Annotated in this window: 21 protein-coding genes and 1 other annotated feature; of the genes, 1 reads left to right on the forward strand and 20 read right to left on the reverse strand. The window is 36.0% G+C overall.

The window, feature by feature from the left end; genetic code table 11:
- Positions 1-434: 434 nt before the first annotated feature.
- The 17 genes from JNUCC51_RS24225 to JNUCC51_RS24305 all read right to left on the reverse strand — a co-directional run bounded on the left by JNUCC51_RS24225 (position 435) and on the right by JNUCC51_RS24305 (position 18,466).
- Positions 435-3,605, reverse strand: a complete 3,171-nt coding sequence (locus tag JNUCC51_RS24225) for an ATP-binding cassette domain-containing protein (protein WP_337990144.1) — start codon at positions 3,603-3,605, stop codon at positions 435-437.
- 291 nt (positions 3,606-3,896) lie between these two features.
- Positions 3,897-4,037, reverse strand: a complete 141-nt coding sequence (locus JNUCC51_RS24230; RefSeq protein ID WP_337990145.1) for a hypothetical protein — start codon at positions 4,035-4,037, stop codon at positions 3,897-3,899.
- A gap of 160 nt (positions 4,038-4,197) precedes the next feature.
- A complete protein-coding gene (locus tag JNUCC51_RS24235; RefSeq protein ID WP_337990146.1) occupies positions 4,198-4,614 on the reverse strand; it encodes an SRPBCC family protein in 417 nt (138 codons plus the stop codon).
- Entirely contained in the window at positions 4,611-4,937 is a 327-nt protein-coding gene (locus tag JNUCC51_RS24240) for an ArsR/SmtB family transcription factor (RefSeq protein ID WP_049665307.1), read from the reverse strand. The genes JNUCC51_RS24235 and JNUCC51_RS24240 overlap by 4 nt, the downstream gene beginning before the upstream one ends.
- A 566-nt stretch (positions 4,938-5,503) precedes the next feature.
- Positions 5,504-5,914: a hypothetical protein gene (locus JNUCC51_RS24245; RefSeq protein ID WP_337990147.1), complete on the reverse strand. Its 411-nt coding sequence runs from the start codon at positions 5,912-5,914 to the stop codon at positions 5,504-5,506.
- A 109-nt stretch (positions 5,915-6,023) separates the two neighbouring features.
- Entirely contained in the window at positions 6,024-6,338 is a 315-nt protein-coding gene (locus JNUCC51_RS24250; RefSeq protein WP_337990148.1) for a DUF5713 family protein, read from the reverse strand.
- 70 nt (positions 6,339-6,408) lie between these two features.
- Positions 6,409-8,073, reverse strand: a complete 1,665-nt coding sequence (locus JNUCC51_RS24255) for an Imm51 family immunity protein (RefSeq protein ID WP_337990149.1) — start codon at positions 8,071-8,073, stop codon at positions 6,409-6,411.
- Between the two features lie 201 nt (positions 8,074-8,274).
- Positions 8,275-9,516, reverse strand: coding sequence for a DUF6138 family protein (locus tag JNUCC51_RS24260; RefSeq protein WP_337990150.1), 1,242 nt, complete (start codon positions 9,514-9,516; stop codon positions 8,275-8,277).
- A 65-nt stretch (positions 9,517-9,581) separates the two neighbouring features.
- Positions 9,582-10,427, reverse strand: a complete 846-nt coding sequence (locus JNUCC51_RS24265; protein ID WP_337990151.1) for a YwqG family protein — start codon at positions 10,425-10,427, stop codon at positions 9,582-9,584.
- Positions 10,428-10,840: 413 nt separating this feature from the next.
- The gene (locus JNUCC51_RS24270) at positions 10,841-11,335 is read right to left on the reverse strand and encodes a DUF4303 domain-containing protein (protein ID WP_337990152.1); all 495 of its coding nucleotides are present in this window, start codon (positions 11,333-11,335) and stop codon (positions 10,841-10,843) included.
- A 255-nt stretch (positions 11,336-11,590) separates the two neighbouring features.
- Positions 11,591-12,427: a CbrC family protein gene (locus JNUCC51_RS24275; RefSeq protein WP_337990153.1), complete on the reverse strand. Its 837-nt coding sequence runs from the start codon at positions 12,425-12,427 to the stop codon at positions 11,591-11,593.
- Between the two features lie 34 nt (positions 12,428-12,461).
- Positions 12,462-12,845: a hypothetical protein gene (locus JNUCC51_RS24280; RefSeq protein ID WP_337990154.1), complete on the reverse strand. Its 384-nt coding sequence runs from the start codon at positions 12,843-12,845 to the stop codon at positions 12,462-12,464.
- 385 nt (positions 12,846-13,230) lie between these two features.
- A complete protein-coding gene (gene proS / locus JNUCC51_RS24285; protein ID WP_337990155.1) occupies positions 13,231-14,667 on the reverse strand; it encodes a proline--tRNA ligase in 1,437 nt (478 codons plus the stop codon).
- A gap of 65 nt (positions 14,668-14,732) precedes the next feature.
- Positions 14,733-14,952: a binding site (T-box leader), on the reverse strand.
- A 274-nt stretch (positions 14,953-15,226) separates the two neighbouring features.
- Complete coding sequence (locus JNUCC51_RS24290; protein WP_337990156.1) at positions 15,227-15,532, reverse strand: YjcN family protein; 306 nt, start codon at positions 15,530-15,532, stop codon at positions 15,227-15,229.
- 263 nt (positions 15,533-15,795) lie between these two features.
- Positions 15,796-17,499 (reverse strand): putative bifunctional diguanylate cyclase/phosphodiesterase, encoded by a 1,704-nt coding sequence (locus JNUCC51_RS24295; RefSeq protein ID WP_337990157.1) that lies wholly within the window; start codon positions 17,497-17,499, stop codon positions 15,796-15,798.
- A gap of 386 nt (positions 17,500-17,885) precedes the next feature.
- The gene (locus JNUCC51_RS24300) at positions 17,886-18,056 is read right to left on the reverse strand and encodes a BRCT domain-containing protein (protein WP_049665316.1); all 171 of its coding nucleotides are present in this window, start codon (positions 18,054-18,056) and stop codon (positions 17,886-17,888) included.
- Between the two features lie 260 nt (positions 18,057-18,316).
- Positions 18,317-18,466, reverse strand: a complete 150-nt coding sequence (locus JNUCC51_RS24305; RefSeq protein WP_337990158.1) for a transcriptional regulator — start codon at positions 18,464-18,466, stop codon at positions 18,317-18,319.
- Positions 18,467-19,217: 751 nt separating this feature from the next.
- Here JNUCC51_RS24305 and JNUCC51_RS24310 point away from each other — a divergent pair.
- The gene (locus JNUCC51_RS24310) at positions 19,218-20,936 is read left to right on the forward strand and encodes a hypothetical protein (protein ID WP_337990159.1); all 1,719 of its coding nucleotides are present in this window, start codon (positions 19,218-19,220) and stop codon (positions 20,934-20,936) included.
- A gap of 259 nt (positions 20,937-21,195) precedes the next feature.
- Here JNUCC51_RS24310 and JNUCC51_RS24315 read toward each other — a convergent pair whose 3' ends face one another.
- The 3 genes from JNUCC51_RS24315 to JNUCC51_RS24325 all read right to left on the reverse strand — a co-directional run bounded on the left by JNUCC51_RS24315 (position 21,196) and on the right by JNUCC51_RS24325 (position 24,432).
- A complete protein-coding gene (locus JNUCC51_RS24315; RefSeq protein ID WP_337989642.1) occupies positions 21,196-22,266 on the reverse strand; it encodes an IS30 family transposase in 1,071 nt (356 codons plus the stop codon).
- 473 nt (positions 22,267-22,739) lie between these two features.
- Positions 22,740-23,252, reverse strand: a complete 513-nt coding sequence (locus JNUCC51_RS24320; RefSeq protein WP_337990160.1) for a DinB family protein — start codon at positions 23,250-23,252, stop codon at positions 22,740-22,742.
- 76 nt (positions 23,253-23,328) lie between these two features.
- Positions 23,329-24,432: a Gfo/Idh/MocA family protein gene (locus tag JNUCC51_RS24325; protein WP_337990161.1), complete on the reverse strand. Its 1,104-nt coding sequence runs from the start codon at positions 24,430-24,432 to the stop codon at positions 23,329-23,331.
- Between the last annotated feature and the right edge of the window lie 139 nt (positions 24,433-24,571).

Here is a 24,571-nt window from a genome sequence, read left to right on the forward strand (position 1 = left end):
TTAACGTAGCGTCAGCAGCACGATGCAGGTCAGTTACCCGTTATCGCATGGATGCGATGATTTTAGGCTAACATCCCCTAAGAACTCCTTTCCGATTCTGGACATCCGCCGGAGGCTTTAGGCCAACGTGATGTTGGTCACTCAGTCGTGTGTTGTTGCTGTCGCTTCGCTTTCGCACAGATAAATTGCCACAGGACGTGGCGAACTTAGACTGAGTTCCTCTATTTCGGCGGATGTCTTTTGTACCGAAAGCATAGCGACAGATACAGATGTTTTTTGCGCGAAAGCGTAGCGTCAGCAGCAGATGTTTTTTGTACCAAAAGCGTAGCGTCAGGTACAGAGATATTTGGACTCCCGCTGAAAGATGTTAAAACTCATTTGCAATTTTATCATTACAAATGAGTCTGTCATAGGTAGCTTACATATGGCTTGCTTTAATTATTTTGCTCAAGGCATTGATAAATTGCCATCATATCTCGTTTATTCAACTCTCGGATACGGTTGAAAATTGGAATATCTGCAACAGCCTCCGTGAGTAAGCTTTCATCTACAACGTCGCTTACTTTGCCAGTTAGCCATGTTTGTAAGTCTACGCCTTCGACAATTTCCTTCCGTCCTTCATCATTAATGCCACTTGCAGAGCAACTAACACATGGTACGGATAATTTATAGACACCATCATGGAGATTGTCTTCTGAAATGACTTTCTTTCCATTACAGAATGGACATTTATGGCTTGCTTTAATTTTATTAATTTGTGTCACTATTTTTTTGTAGCCAAATGCTTCATAGACGTAAGTTAATTTTTTGTATTTTCCATTAGTGAAATACTTATCGATAATGGTTTCTCTCGTTTCGTCAATGTTGGCAAAATCACAGATTGTAATTAGATTTTTGCTACTTATTACTTCGATATTATCTTTAATTTTGTCCCAGAATGGTAAAACATTATTTAGTACTATTTCATAACCCGCAAAGCTTGCTAGATCTAATTCAAGCATTTTTAACGACACTTGTGTTTCTCTTTGAAGTAATGAGACATCTTCTGTAAGAGTCATATCGCCACCAACAATTGCTTTTAGTTTTTCAAGCTGTGGTAGGTTGCCTACTGTTTCTATGACTTGGTCGAGAGGTTGATGAATAAGCTCACGAATATCAGAGTCCCCAAATGTTAGTTTTTTCTTATGGTTTAGCACGGCTCCTTGACAGATTGGACAGCCAATCATTTTTTTGGATTCTTTCATTTGCTCCTTAATAATTGATTTTGAAATAACCATATAACGTCCAAGGATAAAATTAAAACCTTCCCATTTTTTCGAAGACTTACTTGCTTTATCATAAAATGATTTTTCCCAATAGCCATATAGGAATGTATGTCTTTCTTCTTCTGTCATCTCATTGTAGCTTTTACTAATATCTTGACCTAGTTCATTCTTGATCTCATCAAAAAGGAATTGTAATTTCGGATATTGATAATATTTTAATACTTCCATCACGTCTGGATGTAATAAACCATCCCAGAATGGCACTGTTTTGTCTTGAATGACTATATCAATATCGAATTCTTCAATTTGCAGGCGACCGGAACAGCTAGGGCAATGATTTTCCTGACTAAAGAAATCGAAGCTTCTTGTATCTTTATTCGTCGGATGTGCAGCCACTATATGGTTAATTAGGCCACCGATTTCATATAAAAAACTATACTGACTATACAAGTGTCTTTCTAGATCAATGGCGACGACCGGTGCAATTGTTGCAGATTCATACTCTCCATATATCAAACGGGCCATTGATGATAAGCTTTTTAAAATACCGCCTTTATAGATGTTTTCGGCATTTTTAAAATAGCTAATATGATTGTCTTCTAAGTAATGGATGCCGTTTTTTGAAGTTAATGTTGAAGATATATGCAATGGAGCATCACTGTTTGTACTGTTATGTTGACTAAAAAAATCATCATGACTAACAACATCAAGTTGTCGAATAGGTTCCTGCTGTCTTTTTCCAAAATCAACGATAAAATCAGAGCTATCAATCATATAAGCATTATGTTCAATCATCATAATAGAGACAGATTCATCTTGGAGAATATCCCTCACACTATCAATGAATTGATTTAATATGTTTTGTGATAAACCTTTTGAAGGCTCGTCAAAAATAAACAGCGTATGTGGGTTTCTTGAGTTCGAAAACAGCTCAGAAACTAAATGAACACATTGAAATTCACCTGTCGATAAAGATTGTGTTTTTCTTTCCAACGTTAAATAACCGAGACCCAGTTTAATTAATAAACTTAAGCGCTTATGAGCGATATCGTCATTTGGAAGCTCCTCAATAATGTCTTCAATGGAACGTTGGAAAATATCGTCAATATCGTCACTGTATTTCGTCATTTTCTTTTTGATATCAAGAAACGTTGCAACAGTTGATCTGCTAGTTATCGATTGGTTTCGGTCTTGTCCTACCATAACCAGTTTATCTTTTGGATATCGTTTTAAGAAATCATTGGAGATACACTCATTGACAAGAGTCGATTTCCCACAGCCAGACTCGCCTGTAACGGTTACTAGTCTATTTTTAGGAATTTGAATTTCAGCCATTTCAATATTACGACAGTACAGATCATGAAATTGATAGTATTCTGTAGGCATTGCCTGGTTTCGTTCACAATGGATTGGCTCTGGACGAGGTGATTCTTCGACGATTTTGCCGCCGTATTTCCCGCTACCAGGTCCAAAGAATAGTTGCTCATCCGATGTATCGAGCACTGTATCAGAATGATCAATAAGCCAAATTTGATTTTTATAGCCCAATTGTTTGATCTGTTCTAAAATTTTCAAGAGAGTTTGGTGGTCAAGACCAACAGATATTTCATCAATAATTATCACGGTATTTTCACTAGCGGCCATAAATTCTGCCAAGTACAGTCGAGTTAATTCACCTCCAGACAAGGTCCCCATGATCCGATTTAAAGTTAAGTAACCAATATTCATATCGATAATATTTTTAAGAATATGTTGTCTCTCTTCACTAATATTTAATTCCTCTGAAAGGGAATAAATCGCCTCAATACTTAAGTTGTTCATATCGGAAATGCTGTGTGGTTGATTCCGTAATTCTAGCTTATATTGTTCAACTTCCGGACTATAACGCTTGCCCTCACACTTTTTACATTCGACGTTTTTGGTTGTGCCACGCCCTTTACAAGCAGTACACCATCCTAATGCATTATTAAAGGAAAAAACCTCTGGTGAAAGATCAAACTTATCTGCAAGCTTTTCACGAACCTCTTTAAAAACGCCCGTATGAGTACCAACTGTTGAACGTGGATTAGTAGAAATTGATGACTTCCCGAGAAAAAGAACTAAAGGCATTTGTTCCATCTTGATGGCACTGAAATTCGTTTCCATAATATTTGGGAACAAATACTGATATTCAGCCTTTGGCAATAAAGAAACGAGACGCTTCTTAGATTCTTCACCAATTGTTTGACAAAATGTAGTTTTACCAGATCCAGACAAACCAGCAATTCCTAAAGATAGATCTTCTGGCAACTCGACATCTAAACGATTTAGATTGTTAGCAATTAATTGATTTATTTTCATCGGATAATTTCTCCATTCCATCTAGTACTGTCATGTTAGCACAACTTCAACTGTATTTGTTGTGTTGGAATGACAATCAATTATGCCTCGGCATAATTGTAGCTGACGCTTTGCTTTCGCGCAGAAAACACTTGCCGCTGTCGCGCAGATAAACAATGTGTCCGCAATAGGCTTTGTGCAAGCACAAAGTACTCCTTTCCGATTCCGTGACATCCGCCGGAGGCTTTAGGCCAACAGATGTTTTTTGTGCGAAAGCGTAGTGCTAACGCAGCGACAGGAACATGATGTTGGTCACTCAGTCGTGTGTTGTTGCTGTCGCTTCGCTTTCGCACAGATAAAACCGTGTTGCTGTCGCTTCGCTTTCGCACAGATAAAACCGTGTTGCTGTCGCTTCGCTTTCGCACAGATAAATTGCCACAGGATGTGGCGCACTTAGACTGAGTTCCTCTATTTCAGCCTTTGCTGAAAGAAGTAAAAAAAATGACGCTTCCCGTGTTCCGAAAAGCGTCCAACAATTAATGTAAATTCTGTGTTACCTGCTTAAAAGGTTCCTATTGAAAAGTAGGTAACATAGAAAATGAAGAAATCTTTTTTACAGCTCTGCTAACACTTTTTCGAGCTGATTACCATTGTTAATCCAAGCGTATTTAGCTCCTTCGATTGCTCCTTGACGAGCTTTTGTTGCTTCACTAAATCCGCTTTGATCAAGATGTAAATGTGTAGTTCCATCCGAACCTTCTGTCAACGTCCATGTAATTGTAGTAGTTTCTCCGGCACTTGCCCAAATGTAAGATAATGTATGAGGTTCTTCCACTTTGAGTACCTCACAATTGACAATTCCATCCCACCATTCATTTGGCTCAGCTCGGAATTGGAATTTATGTCCTACGATTGGTTTAAAGTCATTTTTCCATATCCATTTTGCAAGAGTGTCTGAATCCGTTAATGCGTTCCAAACTTTCTCAATTGAACTTGTAAATTGATAATCTAAAGATACATCTGCTTTCATTTTTCTTCCTCCAATATAAGATTTAATATAGCCATTCTTGCTTTCCAGAATCCTTCGTAATACGATACCCAATCTTGAATTTCCTTCAATGGACCGGCATTCAACCGATACCTCGTTTCTCTACCAACCCTTCGAGCAATTACGAGATCAGCATCTTTAAGGATAGCCAAATGCTTAGAAACTGCTGTACGCCCCATTTCAAATTGAGACGTTAATTCATGAAGAGGTAATTCTTCCGCATCTGCCAACAAGCGTATTAATTGACGTCTTGTTGGATCAGCTATAGCAGCATAAACATCACGCTCTTGAGTCTTGTCGCTCAAAATCCCCTCCCCCTTTTGAATTGGACACTGATTGGTGTCTTAATTATATGACACCATTTAGTGTCCAGTCAATTTTTATTTTGAGATATTTGCATTAATTTTATTCTCCGATCATTAAAACGAATAAAATTTGCTGAGCTTCTCCTCCCCAAGAAGTCAAAGCCTTAATGGCATTCATGAAGCTTTCCATCTGATTACTCGATTTTTTGATAACATCTAAAAAAAGACAAACCGAAACGGTCCTGCACCCCTAAAGTTAGAGTTAAAAATCTAACTTTAGGGGCGCAGGACCAACTAGAGCAATCGAGTTTGTCTTTTAGAATACTCAACAGCTACCAAACTAAGAGTCTCTAACAAATATTTTTGATAACCTTTACTTCATCAATTACTTCCGTCACATATGAACGGTTCGGTATCTCGTTACTCCAAATACTGGTCAATCTTGCTATAATCCGTCTATTTCTTGTTGACTAACGCTGGCACATTCTCTCCAGAGCCCTTTGGTCCTGTAAGATTTTCCGCATACTGCACTCGTCAATTCAAGCAAAACGTACACCTCCCTCTAATTACCACTCACGCCAATCATCTGTTAACTCATAACGTCCAAGGTTCTGGCTTTTAGTAAGGTCATCAATATCAAATCCACAATGAATCAGCACTTGGTCAAAATAGTCGCAAAGCTCCTCTCGTTCTTCAGTTTCAATTAATCCTCCTCCACCTACTTCATTAATCTCATTTAGGGCAAGTACCGCTGTTTCAATAGATTTCATAATTGCAGGATAGCTATCTGGGTGATTTGGCAGTTTCGCAATGGATGCAGCATACTGCTCTAGCACCATTTCCGTCTGATGAATAAAACTATCTGGAAACAATTCCGCGTAAATACAGTCATCTTTCTCAATCAATCCAGCAGTATATTCTTCCTCTTCTTTTCTTTTAGCATTGCGCCAGCGTGACGTCGGTCGAATATCTTGCATAGGCCATTCCCCTTTATCTTGAGTTCTAATTAATAAAAAACCTCTTTGAAAAACTTTTTTAATATAGTGTATTGGCTAGCATCGTAACTTTTATTTTAAACAAAACACACTACCATTCACGTTCTCTTAATGCGTCTTCAATATCAAGCTTCACGTTATATACATCCAATATATCCATAACAGTTAATGCAATACTATCTCGTGCAACCGTTTCAATTTCACTGTCATGTTCTAAGAACTCGTCTTCTAAATCATTTATCGCAAGTGTAATTTCATCAAATTTTACTTGTATATCTTCTAATGGATAGGGACCTTGCTCTAAATAGCGGACAATTTGCTCCAACAAATCTTTAATTTTATCAACTAAAAATTTAGGATAATAACTATCTTGATACATTTCCTTTAAAAAAATGATTTCTTTCATCTTATACTCCCCCAATAAATCTACTATTCTTCAATAATATCCAAATAAAACCAGTTACTTTTCCCCTTTATTAATCCAATATCGCCCTAGAAAATAAATCATGTATCAGTTCATCATTTTCACATGCTTGTTTAAATCCAACAGCGAATCGCAACAAAGCGTCCTTTTCGCAGGCATATGCACAGAACATATCTGCTTCTGGGTCGAAACGCACAATGCCTTCTAGCTCTGGCAACTTCTCTTGCAAATACACATCCGCAAGCGAGCACCAATCGTAGCCGTTACCTTGGAATCCTTCGTCTGCCCGTGTTTCAAACAACTCCTGTTTATAAATGCCTGCTTCTAATAGGAATGAAATATTTCCACTATCATGTTCTAACCATCTAAATGGTTTTAGTTCTTCATTCATTATTTGAGCATGTAGATTAGCTACCTTATCCGCTGTAAAACTTAATAAGCCCTCTTGACTTACAATTTCACCCTGCTCTATGCGTTCATTTAACCAACTTGAAACAAAATCCGGGGCATACCCTCCTGTACTGAAACCTTGTGCAAGTGCAATGATATTCTCGTAATCCGCTAAATATTGCGCTTGTGTCACTTTCGGATTAGCAGCAGTGTACAACCAAAACTGGATATCATACATCAGCATGGATAGCTCATCAGCATGTAAAGCAAAATAGCCTTTGTCCTCTACAATTTGCGTACAAATACCTCGAATAACTGTTTCTATCTGATTTCTCTCTCCAGCTTTCTCACATAACGACTGTAACAAAGGAGAGAATGGTACATGTTTCACCATATCCAAATCGTCAAGTTTATCTTGTTCTGATGTATCGAATACTTCCTCATTCACCAAACCTACAATAAAAGTCGCAAAGTTCGGTGCAAGGAAAGTAATGTAGTAATCTGCCTCTTGGTCTACATGTACAACAGCAGGTTCACCATCTGCACCACATGCACGGTAATCAAGCATAATGACATCATGGCCTGCTGACGGGCAATCGGCTATGACAACGCCAATATTTGGGTAGCCCCATTCCTCCAACATAAATCTGCTTCCCAAACTGCCACACAAGCTATAAGTCTTTTCGCGACCAATGCCCATAATTCCTGTAATCGCCACATGATCTTCCGACCATGAAGTCGGCATAGCCGTTGGAAAACAAGTGTTTATTGGTATACCTCCATTTTGTTGTTGCATAAACCAAATATAATCTGCTGGCAATTTATAGCCAAGTTCCTCTTCTATTGAAGCAATCATTTCAGTAGTGGGGGATACTTCTACATAATTTTTGTCCGCATAATCGCTTTTTTCCCAAAATTGGCTGAAATCACGCTCATGAAAAGGTACAAGCTTGATATCATCTAGCGCTTTCGCTGAATTTTTCGAAATATTTCGACACGCTATTATATACTCTTCAGTTCTAGTATCAAACTGTAATTCCTTCGCTTTTTCAAATGCAGCCAGTGCTTCTTGCCATTCCTGGATATAGAAATAGGCATAGCCTACGCGCCAATGCCAATCCGCATCTTGTTGTCCCTTTTTTTTAACTGTGTATAACTGGGACAACGCTTCATGATAACGCCCTAAATTATTAAGCGCACGACCATAATGACCTACTATTTCATAATCTCGCTCTGACTTAGACAATTGTTCAATTGCTTCTACAATTTTGTCATGTTGATTTTCCTCATACCATTTTTCTAACATATTCAATAATTTTTTTGGCATAATCTCACTCCCTCTCAATCAACTTTTTTTAGCTAAACAAGTATCTTGTATCTTTTGTGATGTTTGGTTAATAATAATGCTTTCCTATACAAATGCCGACATTTCATCATCAAATATATTCTTTTCCTTCAATTACTCTTGATGTTGATGGACTAAATCAACGAGTGTTTCTTTCGTTCGATGTATGATTTTTTTCTATTGTCATGATATGAGCTCCTTCAATATTTCCTCAAAACGTTCACGATATGGCGATAAAATCCGCATAAATTTTGGGTTGGTGAAGTCATTCAAATGGACAATTTCAAAGCAAGCATACAGTAATGATGCTACATCCATATCTTTATATTCTTCCATACGTTCATTTTGTTCAGGTGAAATCACTGGACAAAGCTCGATAAAGGGTGTTGTCATATATTTTTCAAGCCATTGTAAATTTTCATCTGTATTCATTGCCTGTTCAAAGAAAGGTTCGTATGGAACAGTTGGCACGGTTGCAACAATGTAAGCAAAGATTGGCAATGTTTCAGGTGTTAGCCCCCACCTTTCCACATAGGCTTTCGCAAAATATTCAGTCGGTGGTGAATGATCAGCATCGCATATTTCCATATAGTCGATAATGAGTTTGCTATAACTTTTATCGTATAAACCAAGACCAAAAACGGCAAACGTGCTTGGCATTGCCGCTTCCTCATCCGCAACATCCCCGTAAAAATGATACTCAGCCATTGCTTTGTAGCTATATTCCACTAGCGCGGTATGTAGGCTTGGATAGCTCAATACCTTTGCAAAAAAATGATGGGAACGTGTGACAGGTAAACGCTCAATTGGCAGCACTAAATCACTTTCCCCTTCATAGAGAATGCTATAGCTTTTCGGGAAATCCTCCTCCAATAAAGCATTTAAATAGTGCATGGCTTCACGATACGCTTCCTCTGTTTCTACTTTAATATGAATCAAGATGGTAGCTAGCACATCATTTGCATAGCAATATATAAGATCAGTTTCAGCTCGTTGCTTATTGATTGGCAAATCGCCAGAGCCAATTTTGAGTAAATTGTTATACGTTTCCGCATCTAATTCCTTAATCGTTCGCAACAATTCCTCAACCGTTAACGATTCAAAGTTTGCACCGTACTTTCTTAAATTGATGGCATAATAGCGTAGCAAAGGCAAATATGCTACAGATTTTTGTTTTTGCGTGAAACGAGAAAGACAGTAGCGCTGTGTTTCAAAGTCAAGCTCCTGACGTAATACTTCTAATAATGCAAGTTGTTGGTAATGGCAAAGTACCTCTGTTAAGTCGAAGGCATCAAGCGCAAAAGAGGTCGTGCGAATGCTAGCGGGATAATGGCCCTCTTTATCAATTGTATATTGCTTTTCAAGGAGCTCTTGTGCTAGCTGTTGCCATAATGCTTCGTTTTCTATAAATTGTTCGGCTTTCATTCACTTGTCCCCCATAATTATTTATTGAAATAGTTTTCAAATCACTACTACAATTTCTAGTAGTTTCAATAACATTGTAAAATGGCCCATACTTTGTCAAAGGCTTTATTTCTACAATCTTGCTCGCGAATCCAGAAATATAGTCTTCCACTGTCGCCCCACATATAGCCGAGATCATCTTCAGAATCAAGCTGTAATAGTAGTTGCCAATCTTTTACGTTAGGTTCTAGCTCCTTGCGCAAAGGGTGCTCGTAGCCTGTGGAATTGCCACAATACAAACCGTTCGTCACTAACTCGCATTGTAAGTACATATCCCCTTGAATCGTATTAGGATATCCGTCTATGCGATGTGCCGTAATGTCTGTTTCATCTCTCCACAAGAAGTCATCATAAGCATCTGCCTGTTCTTCAGTTAAAAGGGCTGTTAATTTTTGACCATCAGGCGATTCCCATGACGGCAGTGTCCATTCGTTTTTAAAGGATAGTGCCGCGCTATTAATAGACTCCTTTAAAGTTGTGGGTTGTTCCGTTCTCTGAAAATTTGCTTGCGTGAAGTAGAAAACATGAAAGCCATCTTCATCATTGGGATCATAACCCCAAGGCTGTTCGACAGCATCATAGAAAAAGGATAATAGCCCCTCGGTAGGAAGTAAATGATTCGAATCAAAAGGCTTTATCTCCGCTAAATTTAGCTGGCAAAGAAAATAGAGCGGTTGCCCACTCTTTGTTTGTGGCCATACAAAATCTGTAGGTGTATCAGGTGCTCCTCCAATTTTAGAATGACCCATTCGAATTTCTGCATCCGCAGTTAGTGTCGCTTTAGCGCGAATTGAATTTTTAGCGAAATGTAATATTTGATCTGCGGCTTCTTTAAGTTCAAAATCTTGTAATACAGTACGTAATTTTTCCATATTCGTAGCTCCTCCCTCAATTACCATTCATACTCTCTTAAAGCGTTTTCTAAATCCAACTCAATATTGTATCCTTGCAATATATCCATAACCGTTTTAGCAATACTATCTCATGCGACCGTTTCAAGGTCATTATGCATCAAATTCATCTTCTAAATCAGTAAAAATCAGTCATGATTTCTTCGCTTGAATATCTTCTAATGCTTCAGTTCCTTACGCTAAATTTTGTAGAGTTAAAGTAAGAAACACAAACAATCTCAACTTCGTAACACAGTATTGTCCTCCCTTTAAAAAGAGGAATATCTTTTTTAACAGCCCTAACTTTTCTATTAATTTTTTGCTAAAATCATTGTTCCTGCAGTTATTAATCGTAAAAGGGGTGTCCAAAAATGGCTTCGGATAATTCTTATGAATTATTGCTGCCAATTAAGCAAAAAGGCAGGGAGCGATGGATGATTCGGATTACAGCGTTTGGCTGATGCTATTTCCAACCTTTCCTCGTCAGCATCATCCGTTACCGAAATAAATGCAAAAATGCTTTCATCAAGAACGCCCTCTTGTTTTAACTCATACATTGTATTGCTCATTGCCTCATGAATTTCCACTTTATGTGTTGCAAAGTGCTCACCAGCATTTAATGCTCTATCTAATAGCTCACGGCTCACTTTTTGTAACAAGTCTGTATCATCTTCATGCAAAAATTCATCTTTCAAAAAACGATAGTTTTCTGGGTTGTCCTCATAACTTTCTCCGATTTGAAGAAGTGATTTTTCCGTTCCCATTGTTAAATAGAGGCTACCACAATCACCGTCTGTCACTAGCACAACTGCATATATCTGTTCGTCCTCTAGAGTCTCATACATAGCCGTGTAGGCTTCATGTACGGCTAATTTAATTTTCTGTTTCATCTATACACCACTCTTTATCCAATCGTATTGTCAAAAAATATATAAATAATCATTGAAGTTTAAGTGTCTGAGCAATAAAGCTTGCTCTTCTCTTATTTTGGTATTGGATGAAGTTACGACTACATATACCAATGAAAAAGAAATGACATGCCTTGTACCTCTAATTACCTTCCGCACTAACTAATGTAGTAGCTCTCGTACAATTTCTCCATATTCAAGATCAACTCCCCCATATTTCACCCATGTAACCTAGATTTAATCAAAGTCGGAGTACAGAATGTATTGCTGACATTCTAAGCATTGAAATAGATAACCTTGATGCGAGCCATTATTACGCAAAGTAGCAGCTAGCTCTTCTTTGGTATGACCATTAAAATGTTCAAACTCCTCCGTAATGCCCATCTCCACTAGTTCTTGCCAGCCGACATAACCAATAAATGCGCAATAATCCGTGCAGTGGGCTACCCAATCATTTCCTTGCCAACTAATATAGCCAGGTGTTCGATGCAACACTTCATCTGTATAGTCATCATTCTTTACAAGCTCGGAATTTAATAAATCTTGCTGAAATTGACCATCAAATTTTTGCGCAGCCAGCCCACTATGAATACAGCTTGGACAAAGATATTCAACCTCTTCAATCGCGTAAATGCCTTTTGTACAATAAATGTTCACTTCTTGTTCACAGCAGTCGCAAACAACTAATTCACCCGTTTTAAAAATATTCGCTTGTATTGGATTTGGCATATATTTAAATGTTGGTAATGGTATTTTCATCTCTGCTTCCTCCTGTATGACACGTGGTGATAATGACTTTACATTTTGTGGATTGTCAATCCAATATTTGATCGCCCCGTATTTTTTCTGATCTTTTTTATTGCGTAAATCCATGACGGACGTAAAAATTTTGTATGCCTCTTCATACATTTGCAACATGCAGAAAATTTCGACAAGCATGCGCAAATTTACCTCTGTTGGCTCCGTTTTTTTTACTTGCTTCATTAGCTTATGCATGGCGTTAATTGCTTTGGCATTCTTTGCATCAAACGTTTTTCTTTGCTCTTGCCATTGTGCATTAAGATTTTCTGTCATTTCTTATCCACCTTTCGACATACGATTTAATGATTTAGAAAATCTCCCCCTCACCACTCACATCAAAAAAGCCGACACCATGTTTTTTTGCAAGTTCCTTCATCGTACTATATGCTTCATCCGCTACAGACCAGGCAAAAGCTGTGTAAATTATGGCATAACCAATACTATATTCAGTCAAATAACTCTCTAACTCGTTATCTTCATCCTCATCCAATAATTCCTCATCCACTAGATTCATATTGGGGAAATGTTCCACCATATCCTGATACCAATTTTGTAATGCTGGTGTTGTAACTGATATTGTTGCGTAATCATGTGGTTCAGCCCACTTTGTTTGTTCATCATACCATTGCAAAAATGTTTCTTTATTGTTTGGAGTTTGCTCTTTATCAAAGACCATTAAATCATAACTCATTGTTTTCACCCTTTAAAAAAGAATATATGTTCTGTTTTTATTCTAGCATACAAACATTTTTTTGAAAACATAGAAAAAATATGGCCCAATTAAGATAAAAACCCTGCAATTTCAGCTAGAAATGCAGGGGAAAACGAGCCGTAAACAAACAAAAACAGGATTGAAAGTATATACCTACTACGTTTGTTTTACTCATGTAATTCAAATATAGCTGGAAATGCACAAGACACAATAAGAGTATAGAGGACATCACAGAAGATGTATTACGAGCCATTCAAGCGCAAATAGATGACCTCTATCTTCAAGGAATTTAATAAACAGCCTATCGTTCAGACGAAATCGAAACAAACAGAACAATTATACAAAACTAAACAACAAGAGTTTTTTAGTATGCTTGAGCAAACCAAACTGTATGTTTCGCTTCATTTCCACAGCAAATACAAGACGTTTTTGTAGTTGGTGGGTTAAACGGAATGTTACGAGTAGTATATTTTGTCTCTTCTTTCACTTTTTCTTCGCATGCATCATCTCCACACCATCCAGCAAGAACCCAGCCCGGAATAGATCCGTTTTCCTTGGAATTGTTAATGTGCTGCTGTAAATCTTTCAGTGTATCGATATTTGTATGAGCGTTTTCATCCCGGAATTTGCGTGCTTTTTCAAATAATCGAGATTGCATTGTTGTTAGTTCCGCTTCAATTGCTGAAACAATGTCATTCAAGTCAACGGATTGTTTCTCATCTTCATCTCGTGCTTTTAACAATGCCTGATTTTTCTCTAAGTCACGAGGTCCTAATTCAATACGAATTGGCACACCTTTTAATTCCCATTCATTAAATTTGAAGCCAGGTGATTGGTCCGAATCATCAAGACGTACTCGAACTCCCTTCTTCTTAAGGGCCGCAAAAAGGTCATCTAGTTTCTCTATAATTTCAGGGGTCTTTTTCCATGGACCTACAGGTATTAAGACAACTTGGGTTGGTGCAATTCGTGGCGGTAAAATAAGCCCCTGTTCATCACCGTGAACCATAATTACTGAACCTATTAAACGTGTGGAAGTCCCCCAGGATGTTGTGTGCACATATTCATGCTGATTGGCTTTATTTAAATATTTAATTTCAAAGGCTTCGGCGAATTTTGTCCCTAAATAGTGAGAGGTACCTGCTTGAACGGCCTTTCCATTTTTCATCATAGCTTCAATAGAAAATGTATCAACTGCGCCCGCGAAACGTTCAGAAGGAGTTTTTTGTCCATCATAAACAGGAATGGCAAGTAAACCCTCTACTACTTCCTTATATATAGCTAACATTTGCATCGTTTCTTGACGTGCATCTTGTTCATCAATATGTGCTGTATGACCCTCCTGCCACAAAAATTCAGATGTTCGAATGAATGGAAGTGTTTTCTTTTCCCAACGAAAAACATTTGCCCATTGATTAATTAAGACTGGCAAATCTCGGTAACTTTTAATCCAATTTGAATAGAGATGGCCAATCATCGTTTCAGAAGTTGGACGAAGCGCTAGACGTTCTTCTAATTTTTCACCTGCAGCCTCTGTCACCCAAGGAAGCTCAGGTGAGAAACCTTCGATATGCTCTTTTTCTTTTTGGAAGAAGGATTCAGGGATTAACATAGGGAAATAGGCGTTGCGATGACCTGTTTCTTTAAAGCGACGGTCCATCTCTTCCTGAATATGTTCCCAAATTTCATAGCCATCTGGTTTAAATGCGATACAGCCGCGAACTGGTGTATAATCCATTAAATCTGCCTTTTGAATTGTATCAATGTACCATTTTGAAAAATCGTTTTGTTGTGTTGTCATATTCTCTCCTCCATTTCTGTAACTTTACCTACTGAAAAAATAAAAAGCACAAAGCTGTCCTCAAAAATAAGGACGTCTTTGTGCCGACTTAACGTGGTACCACCTTGATTTTAGTTTTAAGAAAAACTTAAAACCCTCTAACGTTTTGTAACGAAAACGACTCGGTTATGTTTGCATAACATTTCCGTGGTAGGTTTCAGATAAGAAGCGGTGATATAGCTCTCAGCAAATGCTATATTCTCTGTTTCACAATTCTTTCTTACTTGGCCACATCATCAATTAATATTTTATATAACTTTATCAAAACAGTTAAATGATTTCAAACAATTAATTAAATGCAATTATTTTTCGGGAAATATCAGAAAATTTAATTTACTTTTCCGTAACTAAATTTCTTCTAACTAGCCATAATACATAAATATTTCTGAGCAATTGAACTTCCGGCGTCCCCGTGCATTTTTACCTTGGCTACTGACAGATTAAATCTAAATAAAAAAAGTTCAACCAAGGTTCTGGCTGAACTATATAATACGAAAGCTCCCGTATGATACGAAGGTTATTAAGTATTACCTAAGTATTCTGCGAAATGTAAAAATCCAAATTTCCTCACAAGATAATTTCTTAATTCGCCCTGAGTAGCTTTTTCTACTGGAGGATTTGTCAGGGCGTATGCTTTGGCATTTAATTCAGCAAATCTCTCTTTATCTACTTCATTATGTTCTTTATCTTCAATAATTCCTGAAGAAATTGCGGCTTTTGGATAACCCATAAAAAATATATGTGTTCTTAATGCCATACTTGGTGTTAAATGCAACAATATAATTACACCCAGGAAAGAAACAATAATTATTACTTTTTTCTTCAAGTCACCGCTCCCTCCAATTGACGTTAATAATCCACAATAAATTTTAACATAAATTTTCCATTTACCTTCAAAAATTAGTTAAATTAAAAAATTACCTTTGATAAATTATATTTATTAAATAGGCGAAACAAAATCTGTAATAGTTTCGAAGGATTATGAACCTAAAAGAGATTGGATTGGCTATATGTATTGTGTTTTTTTAAAATAATTATAAACACTTAGAGGATCCTGCCCTCAAATAAGGACAAGATCCTCCACATTGTCTACATGTAACTATCTACTATAAACCTCGTAAAATCCCCTACAGATAACGGCTTACTGAAATAATAGCCCTGAACGTACTCGCAGCCATGTTCCCGAAGAACGTTTAATTCGGCTTCTTCCTCGACGCCTTCAGCCACTACTTGCAGATTTAAGGCATGCGCTAAAGAGATCATTGCTGAAATCATAGCAATGCCTGATTTTTCAGGCACAATATTACGAACGAATGCACGATCAATTTTCAAAACATCTACTGGGAAAGTCTTTAAGTAATTTAACGACGAATAACCAGTTCCGAAATCATCTAATGAAATCGTAATACCAAGTGCTCTTAATTGCTTGATTGTATTAATTAAGTCTTCCGTATAATCCAACATACTCATTTCAGTAATCTCAATTTCTAAGAAGTGCGGATCTAATTTTGTTTCTGCAATAACTTCTTGTACCATTTCTACAAAACCTGTTGTACTAATATGAATCGGAGAAATGTTCACGGCAACACGTAAGTTTAAATTATGTACTTCATTCCAAGTGCGTGCTTGGGCAGATGCTTTTCTTAACACCCATACTCCTATATCATTAATGAGCCCACATTGCTCAGCAAATGGAATAAAGCGATCAGGTGGCATATGACCTAGTTCTAGGTCATGCCAGCGAAGTAATGCCTCCATGCCAATCACTGTATTCGTTTTTAAATTGATTTTAGGCTGATAATGTAATTCTAAAACATCTGTTTTTAGTGCTTGATGTAATTTTGTTTCAAGTAATAACCACTTATCATTGACTTCCTCCATATTTGGACGGTATAAGCGATATTGATTACCACGTGAAGATTTCGCAGCATACATAGCGATATCTGCATTTTTCAATAATTCCTCGACAGAGTTTGAATGATCTGGGAAAATACTAATTCCAATACTTATACTTGCGTAAAATTCATACGTATCTACAATAAAACTCTCATTAAAAACGCTAATTATTTCCTCAGCCTTCTCTTCAATACTGTCAACATCGTTTAGTATAATAACAAATTCGTCACTGTTGTGGCGGTATATAGAATTGGATGTATAATCAACGTTGCGTAAACGATTAGCCATTTCCACTAAGAACATATCTCCGATTATATGACCAAGTCCATCGTTAATGTTTTTAAAACGATTTACATCAATGAAAAATAACGCAAATTTTTCTCCTGTACGTCGAGATTGATGGAATTCGTTTTCTAAACGTTGTTCTAACTTACGACGATTTGGTAGCCCTGTTAATTCATCGTGATAAGCAATATGGGTTATCTTTTTAATATCTTTTTGTGCGGTAATGTCGACCCTTATAGCAATATATTGATACGGTTTATCATTGTCATCAAGAAAAGGGAAAATCGTTGTCTTCACCCAGTAAAGACTGCCATCCTTCGCGCGATTACACACCTCGCCATTCCACATTTCACCATTGCCTATAGTATTCCACATCTCTCTAAAGAAAGATCTTGGATGGAAACCTGAATTGAGTAAACGGTGATCCTGCCCTAATAATTCTTCACGAGTATATTTAGATATTTTGCAAAAATGATCATTAACAAACGTAATTTTCCCAGTTCGATCCGTAATTGCTACAATGATTGAACTATTCATTGCTGAAAAAATATCTTGCAATTCTTTTAAACTATAGTTAACTTGACTAATACTACTAGGCGTGATATTCATCATTTTCATTCTCCGTTCATTAGAAGGGTTTGGTACTTTTGTTTTATATAGATGCGAGGTATAAAGTTATGGGATATCGCCCTTTTTTATGTAATTATATTATAGTCTTAAAAAAGCAGTTAATTCAACCTAAATATCTAAACATTCAAACCTATATTTGAAGGTTTTTAATAAAAAAAACCCCAATAATAAGGTCTTTTATCTTACTTTATACGCTATTTTTTGAATACTTTAATTACCTTAGCGCTATTTATATGTTATGTTTAGCCTATTCGTCTTCATAAAATATGAATTTTCTGTATTTTTACGACACTTGAAAAACTTCTTCATTTATGTTAATCACAAGAAATGCCTTACTGTCATATGCAGGCAGTAAGGCGTTTTAGGAGCTAAGACACTTCATATTCTATTTGACCTCCCAATGTTTTGGCACGTTCATTGTAGGCATCACGTTGCTCCTGGGATAAGTTTAAAATATAATAATGAAAATTTATTGGCTCTAAACCGTGTTTCTCACACACTTGTCGATAAAAATCATAGCCTTCCCGATAATCTGTCATCCTAATAACTTCCTTTCATTTGTAAAGCTTCTTTATAATATTCTAATTGCTCTTGCGGTAATTGATTGACACGTCTTGTTATATAACAGAATAATATTTTAATTAATAATATATAACAGGTAGTTTGCTATGTCAATGAATTTTCTGATATTTCTTTCAGATATACGAAAGCCCAGTCCATTTAAATTAGTATGGCTGGGCTTTTCATAAAATATTCACGTCGGCTTCCGTAATAACCACATCCTTTTATTACAAAACATCTAAATTCCTAATTGTTTTGCTTGCATATTATAAGCTGAAAGTTGTTGCTGTGATAATTGAAGCAAATAATAGCGGAATGAAATTGGCTCAAGACCATAGTGCTCACACATTTCACAATAAAATTCATAACCATCACGATACTTTGACATTAGAATTCCTCCTTGAATCAAACTGTTTTATAACAGTTGTCATTATTTTTATTTAATATATAACAGTTGGTTTATTTCGTCAAGTATTTTAATAAAGTTTGATTAAAAACATAACAAAAGCCATTGTTTTGAAAAAGAATGATCAAAACAATGGCTTTCGTCAATTAATACTTTAGTAAAGTAACTCTACTTTTACCTTTAGTTTTATATCTGAAGGAGGTTCTTCCTCTTCTACAACATAAGATAAAACATAAGCTCCTTTAGGGAATCCTTCAAAAACCTTTTCAAAACTTTCGTTACTTTTTAAAACACCATTTACTACTTTTGTTTCTTTATCTACATTTCGAATTTTGTATAAAAAGCTTTCTGTACCAGTATTTGATAAGGATATTTTGAACGGAACATCACCTTCATAAGCAAAATAAGTTTGACTTTCGCCTATCGGAGAAGCTATCTCTGCTTCAATCTCGCGGGGGCGAAAAGATTCTTCGACTTTCTCCTTATGTGTGATATCTACAACAACAGGTCATTTTTATTGATGCCCTTTTAAAAATCCAAAATAAGTAATAAAATAAGTAATAGAAACAGAACAGGGTTATCTTTTGTAGCCCTGTTCTTCTACTGTTCTATAAATATTGTTGTTTCTGCTTTCTGCTCATGCTAAATTCGCTTGAGCAAAAAGGAGTAAAGGTCCAAGTCAATACAGTTAATAAATATATGGTAAAAATTAACAGTCGGGGAGGAGTTTTAAATGTTCAATTTAAGAGAGAACATTGTGATAGACATATTCACTGAAGGTGCAGTAACAAATGTCGAGTTTAATGATGAAATACTAAGAACATTTCAAAAAGTGATTATTGGTCGATTACGTGATTTAAACGGTCAAGAGGAACTTCAAAAAGAGTTGAAAGAGTTTTCTAATATTAATTCTTTGCAACATTCTTCCTCAAATTTGATAGGATCAATAATTGAATATAATTTTTTGGATATTATGTCTTTAGATTTCAGTTCATTTAGCAATGCCAATTTTAGAGATTTGCTAGATTTTATTGAAAAAGAACTTGATAAGTACATCAGCAAGTACACCATCAACTATACAGCTGAAGAACTTTTGATAAAAATCCTTACATTTGCAAGTGTTTTAAGTAAATTAACATTTTCGTTGTACGCTGAAGATAGTGAAAGTATCAATCCGAATGAGAATTTTGCAGATGTTGAATTCTTACTAAAAATTATTGATATATCTAATATTGATGATATTAGAGGTCTTACGGGAGAAATGAAAGGAGCACTAGAATGTGCTGTAGATTCCATTTTGTTAAAAAAGGTTAAATTTAGCAATGAAATAACAAAGAAACAAGTCGACCTTTTTAAAATACTAACACTATTTAATGCAAAGAACACACTCTATCAGATAAAAGAAATCATTCCGATATTAGGAAATGATCGTAAAGATTTTAAACTAGATAAAGATAGAGGAATTATACTTCCGAGAAAAATACTAGAATCGTTCTCTTCATATATTGATATAACAAAGGATAAGAAGGTTCGGATAGAAAATGATCTTACAACACACATATTTGATATTTTTTACAATTCTCTAGGTTTTCAGCCTAATAATATTTTTAAATATGCTGCTCAAGAAGAGGGAAAACGAGCATTTCGAATATATGATAATTATTTAACTATAGCAGATAAAGAATTATTGCCTCTCGATATAATGTTAAATCAAAAACTTTCTTACCAAGGTGTGAATAATTTAATGAATACTTTCACACTAAACAAAGAAGATTTTTATGAACAAAAGGATAATAGTAACGATAAAAAGATGAAAAAAAGTAATCATATGGGTAGTGCAAATAGTAGACTTTTCAGATCTCCAATAATTAGATTGGAAACTAAAATCCTCGTTCCAACTTATACATGGCTAGAATCTCTTCTTTATTTATCCTCTAGAATATTGAATAGAGATATTTTCTCAGATATGGTTACTGATACATGGAATGAGTTGATTAAGAAAACTTATGATGAGTATGATCTTCCCAAAATGAAACTATATCTTCACGAGAAGAATATCAATGCACAGATAAATGTAGATTTAGCACAAATGAAAGATTTAAAAAAAGATATAGAATCAATAAAGAAGATGCCCCATGAAATAGACTTATTATATTTTGAAGAAAACTCACTTGTGATTATGGATCTGAAAAATTATGGTATTCAGAATAATTTTACGGATGTTAGAAAAGTTGTAGCAAATATTAATAGGCAAAAAGCCAAAATGAACAAGCTTAGACAGTTTATATTGGAAAGAAAGAATGTTTTTGAGAAAATTTTAAAATCAGAATTTAAAGAAGTAATTGTTGGGATTTTAACAGTTAATCCCACAATATATCCTTATATTCAAAAAGATGAAAGTCTTGTTAATGTTATTTCTATCCAGGACTTTAAAGAAAAATTTGAAAAATAAATTTCAAGTGAATCAAGCCTTTAAATATAATCCTAAATTACAATTACAAGTTGAACACTTTTTTCAAAAACACCCCAGAGGTTCCTTTGTCTTCTGTTCGTCGGTCGGCATAGGTCGTTCAACCTGTGTTGGCTAGATCTGCAAGGCGCTTTCCCTTGCGGATTTAGCCAATACAGGTTAGGATTTGCTGCTGACTGATGAACAGGAGACTTTTCTGTTTCGAGGGAGGCTCAAGGGGTGCGGGGTGTCCCCGCAATCTTTAAGCGACAAGTTTCTGGAGTTCCTCCTCAAACAGTTCATTTGGTGTCTTGTAGTCAAACATTTTTCTTGGTAGGTTGTTCATAGCTTCCTCAACCATATGAATCTGCGTCCGGCTATAATCCTCAATCGCATGTCCTTTAGGAATGAAACGACGGATGATTCCGTTGTGGTTCTCATTCGTTCCACGCTCCCATGAAGAATAAGGATGAGTGAAATAGATATCTATCCTATCACCAAACATTTCTGACAACCCCGCGAATTCAGAACCATTATCTGCCGTGATTGATTTGAAGACAGTAGATGCATATTCACCAAATTCTTTGAGGACTGAAGAGAGTGCGTAGTTAACTGAATCAGCGTCTTTCCCGTCCATTTTTACAATGAATTCACGACGGGTTTTACGTTCAATCAAGGTTAATAGCACATCATCTTCTTTATCCTTGCGCCCTACGACGGAGTCAATTTCAAAATGACCGAATTCTTCACGAGATTCAACGCTATCAGGACGTTCTTCAATACTTTTACCGAGAACCGTCTTATTCGGGCGGTGCGTTTTCTTAGTACTCTTGGTATTTCGACGTACCTTTAAGAGAAGGTCACTGTTTCGAGTTTTTAGAAGACCAAGCGCGATATAGTGATAAAGCGTCTTTGTTGAGACCATTTCCTCCGGAGAAAACAACCCTTTGAGCTTCGCGAGACCAACAATCGCATCTGGAGACATGGTCTTTGTGCGATCAAGTAACAGTCCGTCAACGAACGATAAGAATGCCTTCACACGTTCAAACTTCAACGGTTTACGAGAACGAGCCACGTTTCGATCAGTTGTAGCTTGACCTGTTTCCGCAAGATATTGCGTCGTGTAGATATGTTTTCCGTTAATTTTCTTTACTTGAGTGGTCGTGCCACGAGCGAGTTCATTGTAGATTGTCCCACGCGAAACCTTGAGTTTTCGCGCAAGCTCGCTCTTATTTGTAATTCCAGCGTTCAAGTAGCCTTGAAGTTCTCCACGTTGGAACTGTGTAAGGCGTGGTTTCTTAATGCGTGTTTTTATGTTATCCTGTTCTAGCATCGTATTCGAAATCCCTTCTTATTGATTGGTGTAGGAACCTCAATAATACACGATTTCGCGTACGATGTTTTTATTTTTCTAAAGTGTTCAACTTGATTCTACTATTCGCCCTTTAAATATAATTCTTTAATATAATTAAAAATAATTTCCTTCAAAGTTCTTTGCAATAAGAGGACTTTCAGTTATCGGAAAGATTTTTACATATTTCTAGAATCAATATACCAATTTCTCGATTAACTTTTACCAGTTTTAACCTTTCGGGACACCTTTTTTAAAATTTATAGGTGTTGCTCTTTGTCTTCACCTTTTTTATCACCATATATTCTTCAATAATCGGATTATCATCCTGGGAATAAAAAATAAGATATTCCAGATTATTTCTAATACGATTGATTTTTGAATCTCTTTTAATATTTTTTTAATGTAATATCGTGTTTTTCCCTTTCTTGGTATTCCGTTTCTAGCTTAGTTTTTTAGTGCTCAACTTTGATAAATGCTTTGATTTCTTTTATTTGTTCAATATGTCGTTGTTCATGAATAGAAACTAATTCTACCCATTGATTGAGGGGTAAATCGCCAAGAAAAGGATGTTTATAGGATTTTTCTGCTAATATGGATGGATCTTCAATTTTATCAAGGAATGCTGTAAATTTACCTCTCGATTCGTCAAGTAACTCAATAATTTGCTGAACTGTAAAAAAGTCTTCAGCTGGAACAACAAATTCTGGTGCTGGGACTTTCTTTGTTCTATCTGCGATAAGATGAATATTTTTACGTTCCGCTTGCTTACTATCTTCTTGTTTTAATGCCCACGCAATCAATCTTATAAAAGATGCCTCTGTTAAAGTTAAGTGATGGCAAACCTGTGCTATACTCCAACTGTTTGCATCAGGCTTAGCGTTTAATTGAGTATCACTTAATAATTTGATCTCCTCTACTAAGTTATTTCTTGTTTCACATAGTTGATCGTTAATTAATTGATTCATATAATATCTCCTCCACTAAGTTTTTTAATCCCTTTTCTGTATATGTTTTATACAATGTGAAGTATTCTATATTTGTTTATATTAGTATTCGTTTACCGGTTTTTGCAGATTTTCGAACGGCATCTAATAATTGATGCAGTTTGACAGCATCATTAAAATCCGGAATTTGCTTTGTGCATCCAACTATATCTTTTGCCAACATCGTATAAGCCTGATCTACATAGCTTATAGGGCCATTATTTAGTTCTGATGGAATTTTTATTTCTTCATATAAAACATCTTTTGAATTAAACAAATTATTAGGGTGTATCATTTTTTCAATGATAAGGTTACCAAATTGGACATGACCATAGGAATTTTTCTGTGTTAATCGATATGCTCCCTTTTCTCCCCTAATTTCTAATTGAAAAGCAGGATATACTCCGCCTTGGATATGTACAGATGCTGAAGTACCATTAATGAGCGTCCCTTGTATCAATATTTGATCAGCTGTATTTTTTACTGTTTTCTTGCCTGTTTCTTGTACAAACGCTTCGCTATAGTGGACATTCATTGTAGCGGATAGCTCTTTAAAATCACCTAAAATATAGCAGAGTACATCTAGGGAATGCCCGCCGTTAATTGAAAGAAGGGTTGCTCCATTGTCTTCGTGTAAAAGATAACGGCTTTTTTCATCTGTTACTGCCCCTTTTCCTTGTGTTGCTACTTGCATAGTACAGGAAATGATATTACCGATATCCCCCTGCCAAATTGCTTGTTTTAAATAATTAACTTCTGGAGATTGCCTTCCCTGAAGTCCAATTGCATGATGAATATTTCTTTCGTCTGCCAATTGAGCCAATTTTTCTGCTTGCTTCGTATTAATAGCTAGTGGCCATTCACAATAAATATGTTTATTTTCTTCTAATACAGCCATCACTGCATCATAATGATGAGGAACCTTGATGCTCACAACAACTAAGTCGACATCTTTCGTTTGTGCTAATTCTTTATATTCTGTAAAAGAATGAGGAGCATTAAGAATTTTAGCACTTTCTTTGGCTGTGTCAATATTCGAAGTTCCGATTGCTGTTATTTTGTAATAAGGATTGTTTTTTAGTGCTGGAATATGTGTTTGACTTGCCCATTGATTATTCAAAGATCCACCTATAATCCCTACATGTATAATTCTATTTTCCATTAAATATTCCTCCAAAACATTATGATTACTTTTATCTTACGGCAGTAATGTATCTATGATGAAATCGAGTTGCCTGTAAAAGCCTGACTAGTGAAGATTAGTACCCCTGTTGTGAAAGTTTCACTAAATCTTTATACAA

Source organism: Lysinibacillus sp. JNUCC 51, from assembly GCF_015999525.1.
GTDB lineage: Bacteria > Bacillota > Bacilli > Bacillales_A > Planococcaceae > Lysinibacillus > Lysinibacillus xylanilyticus.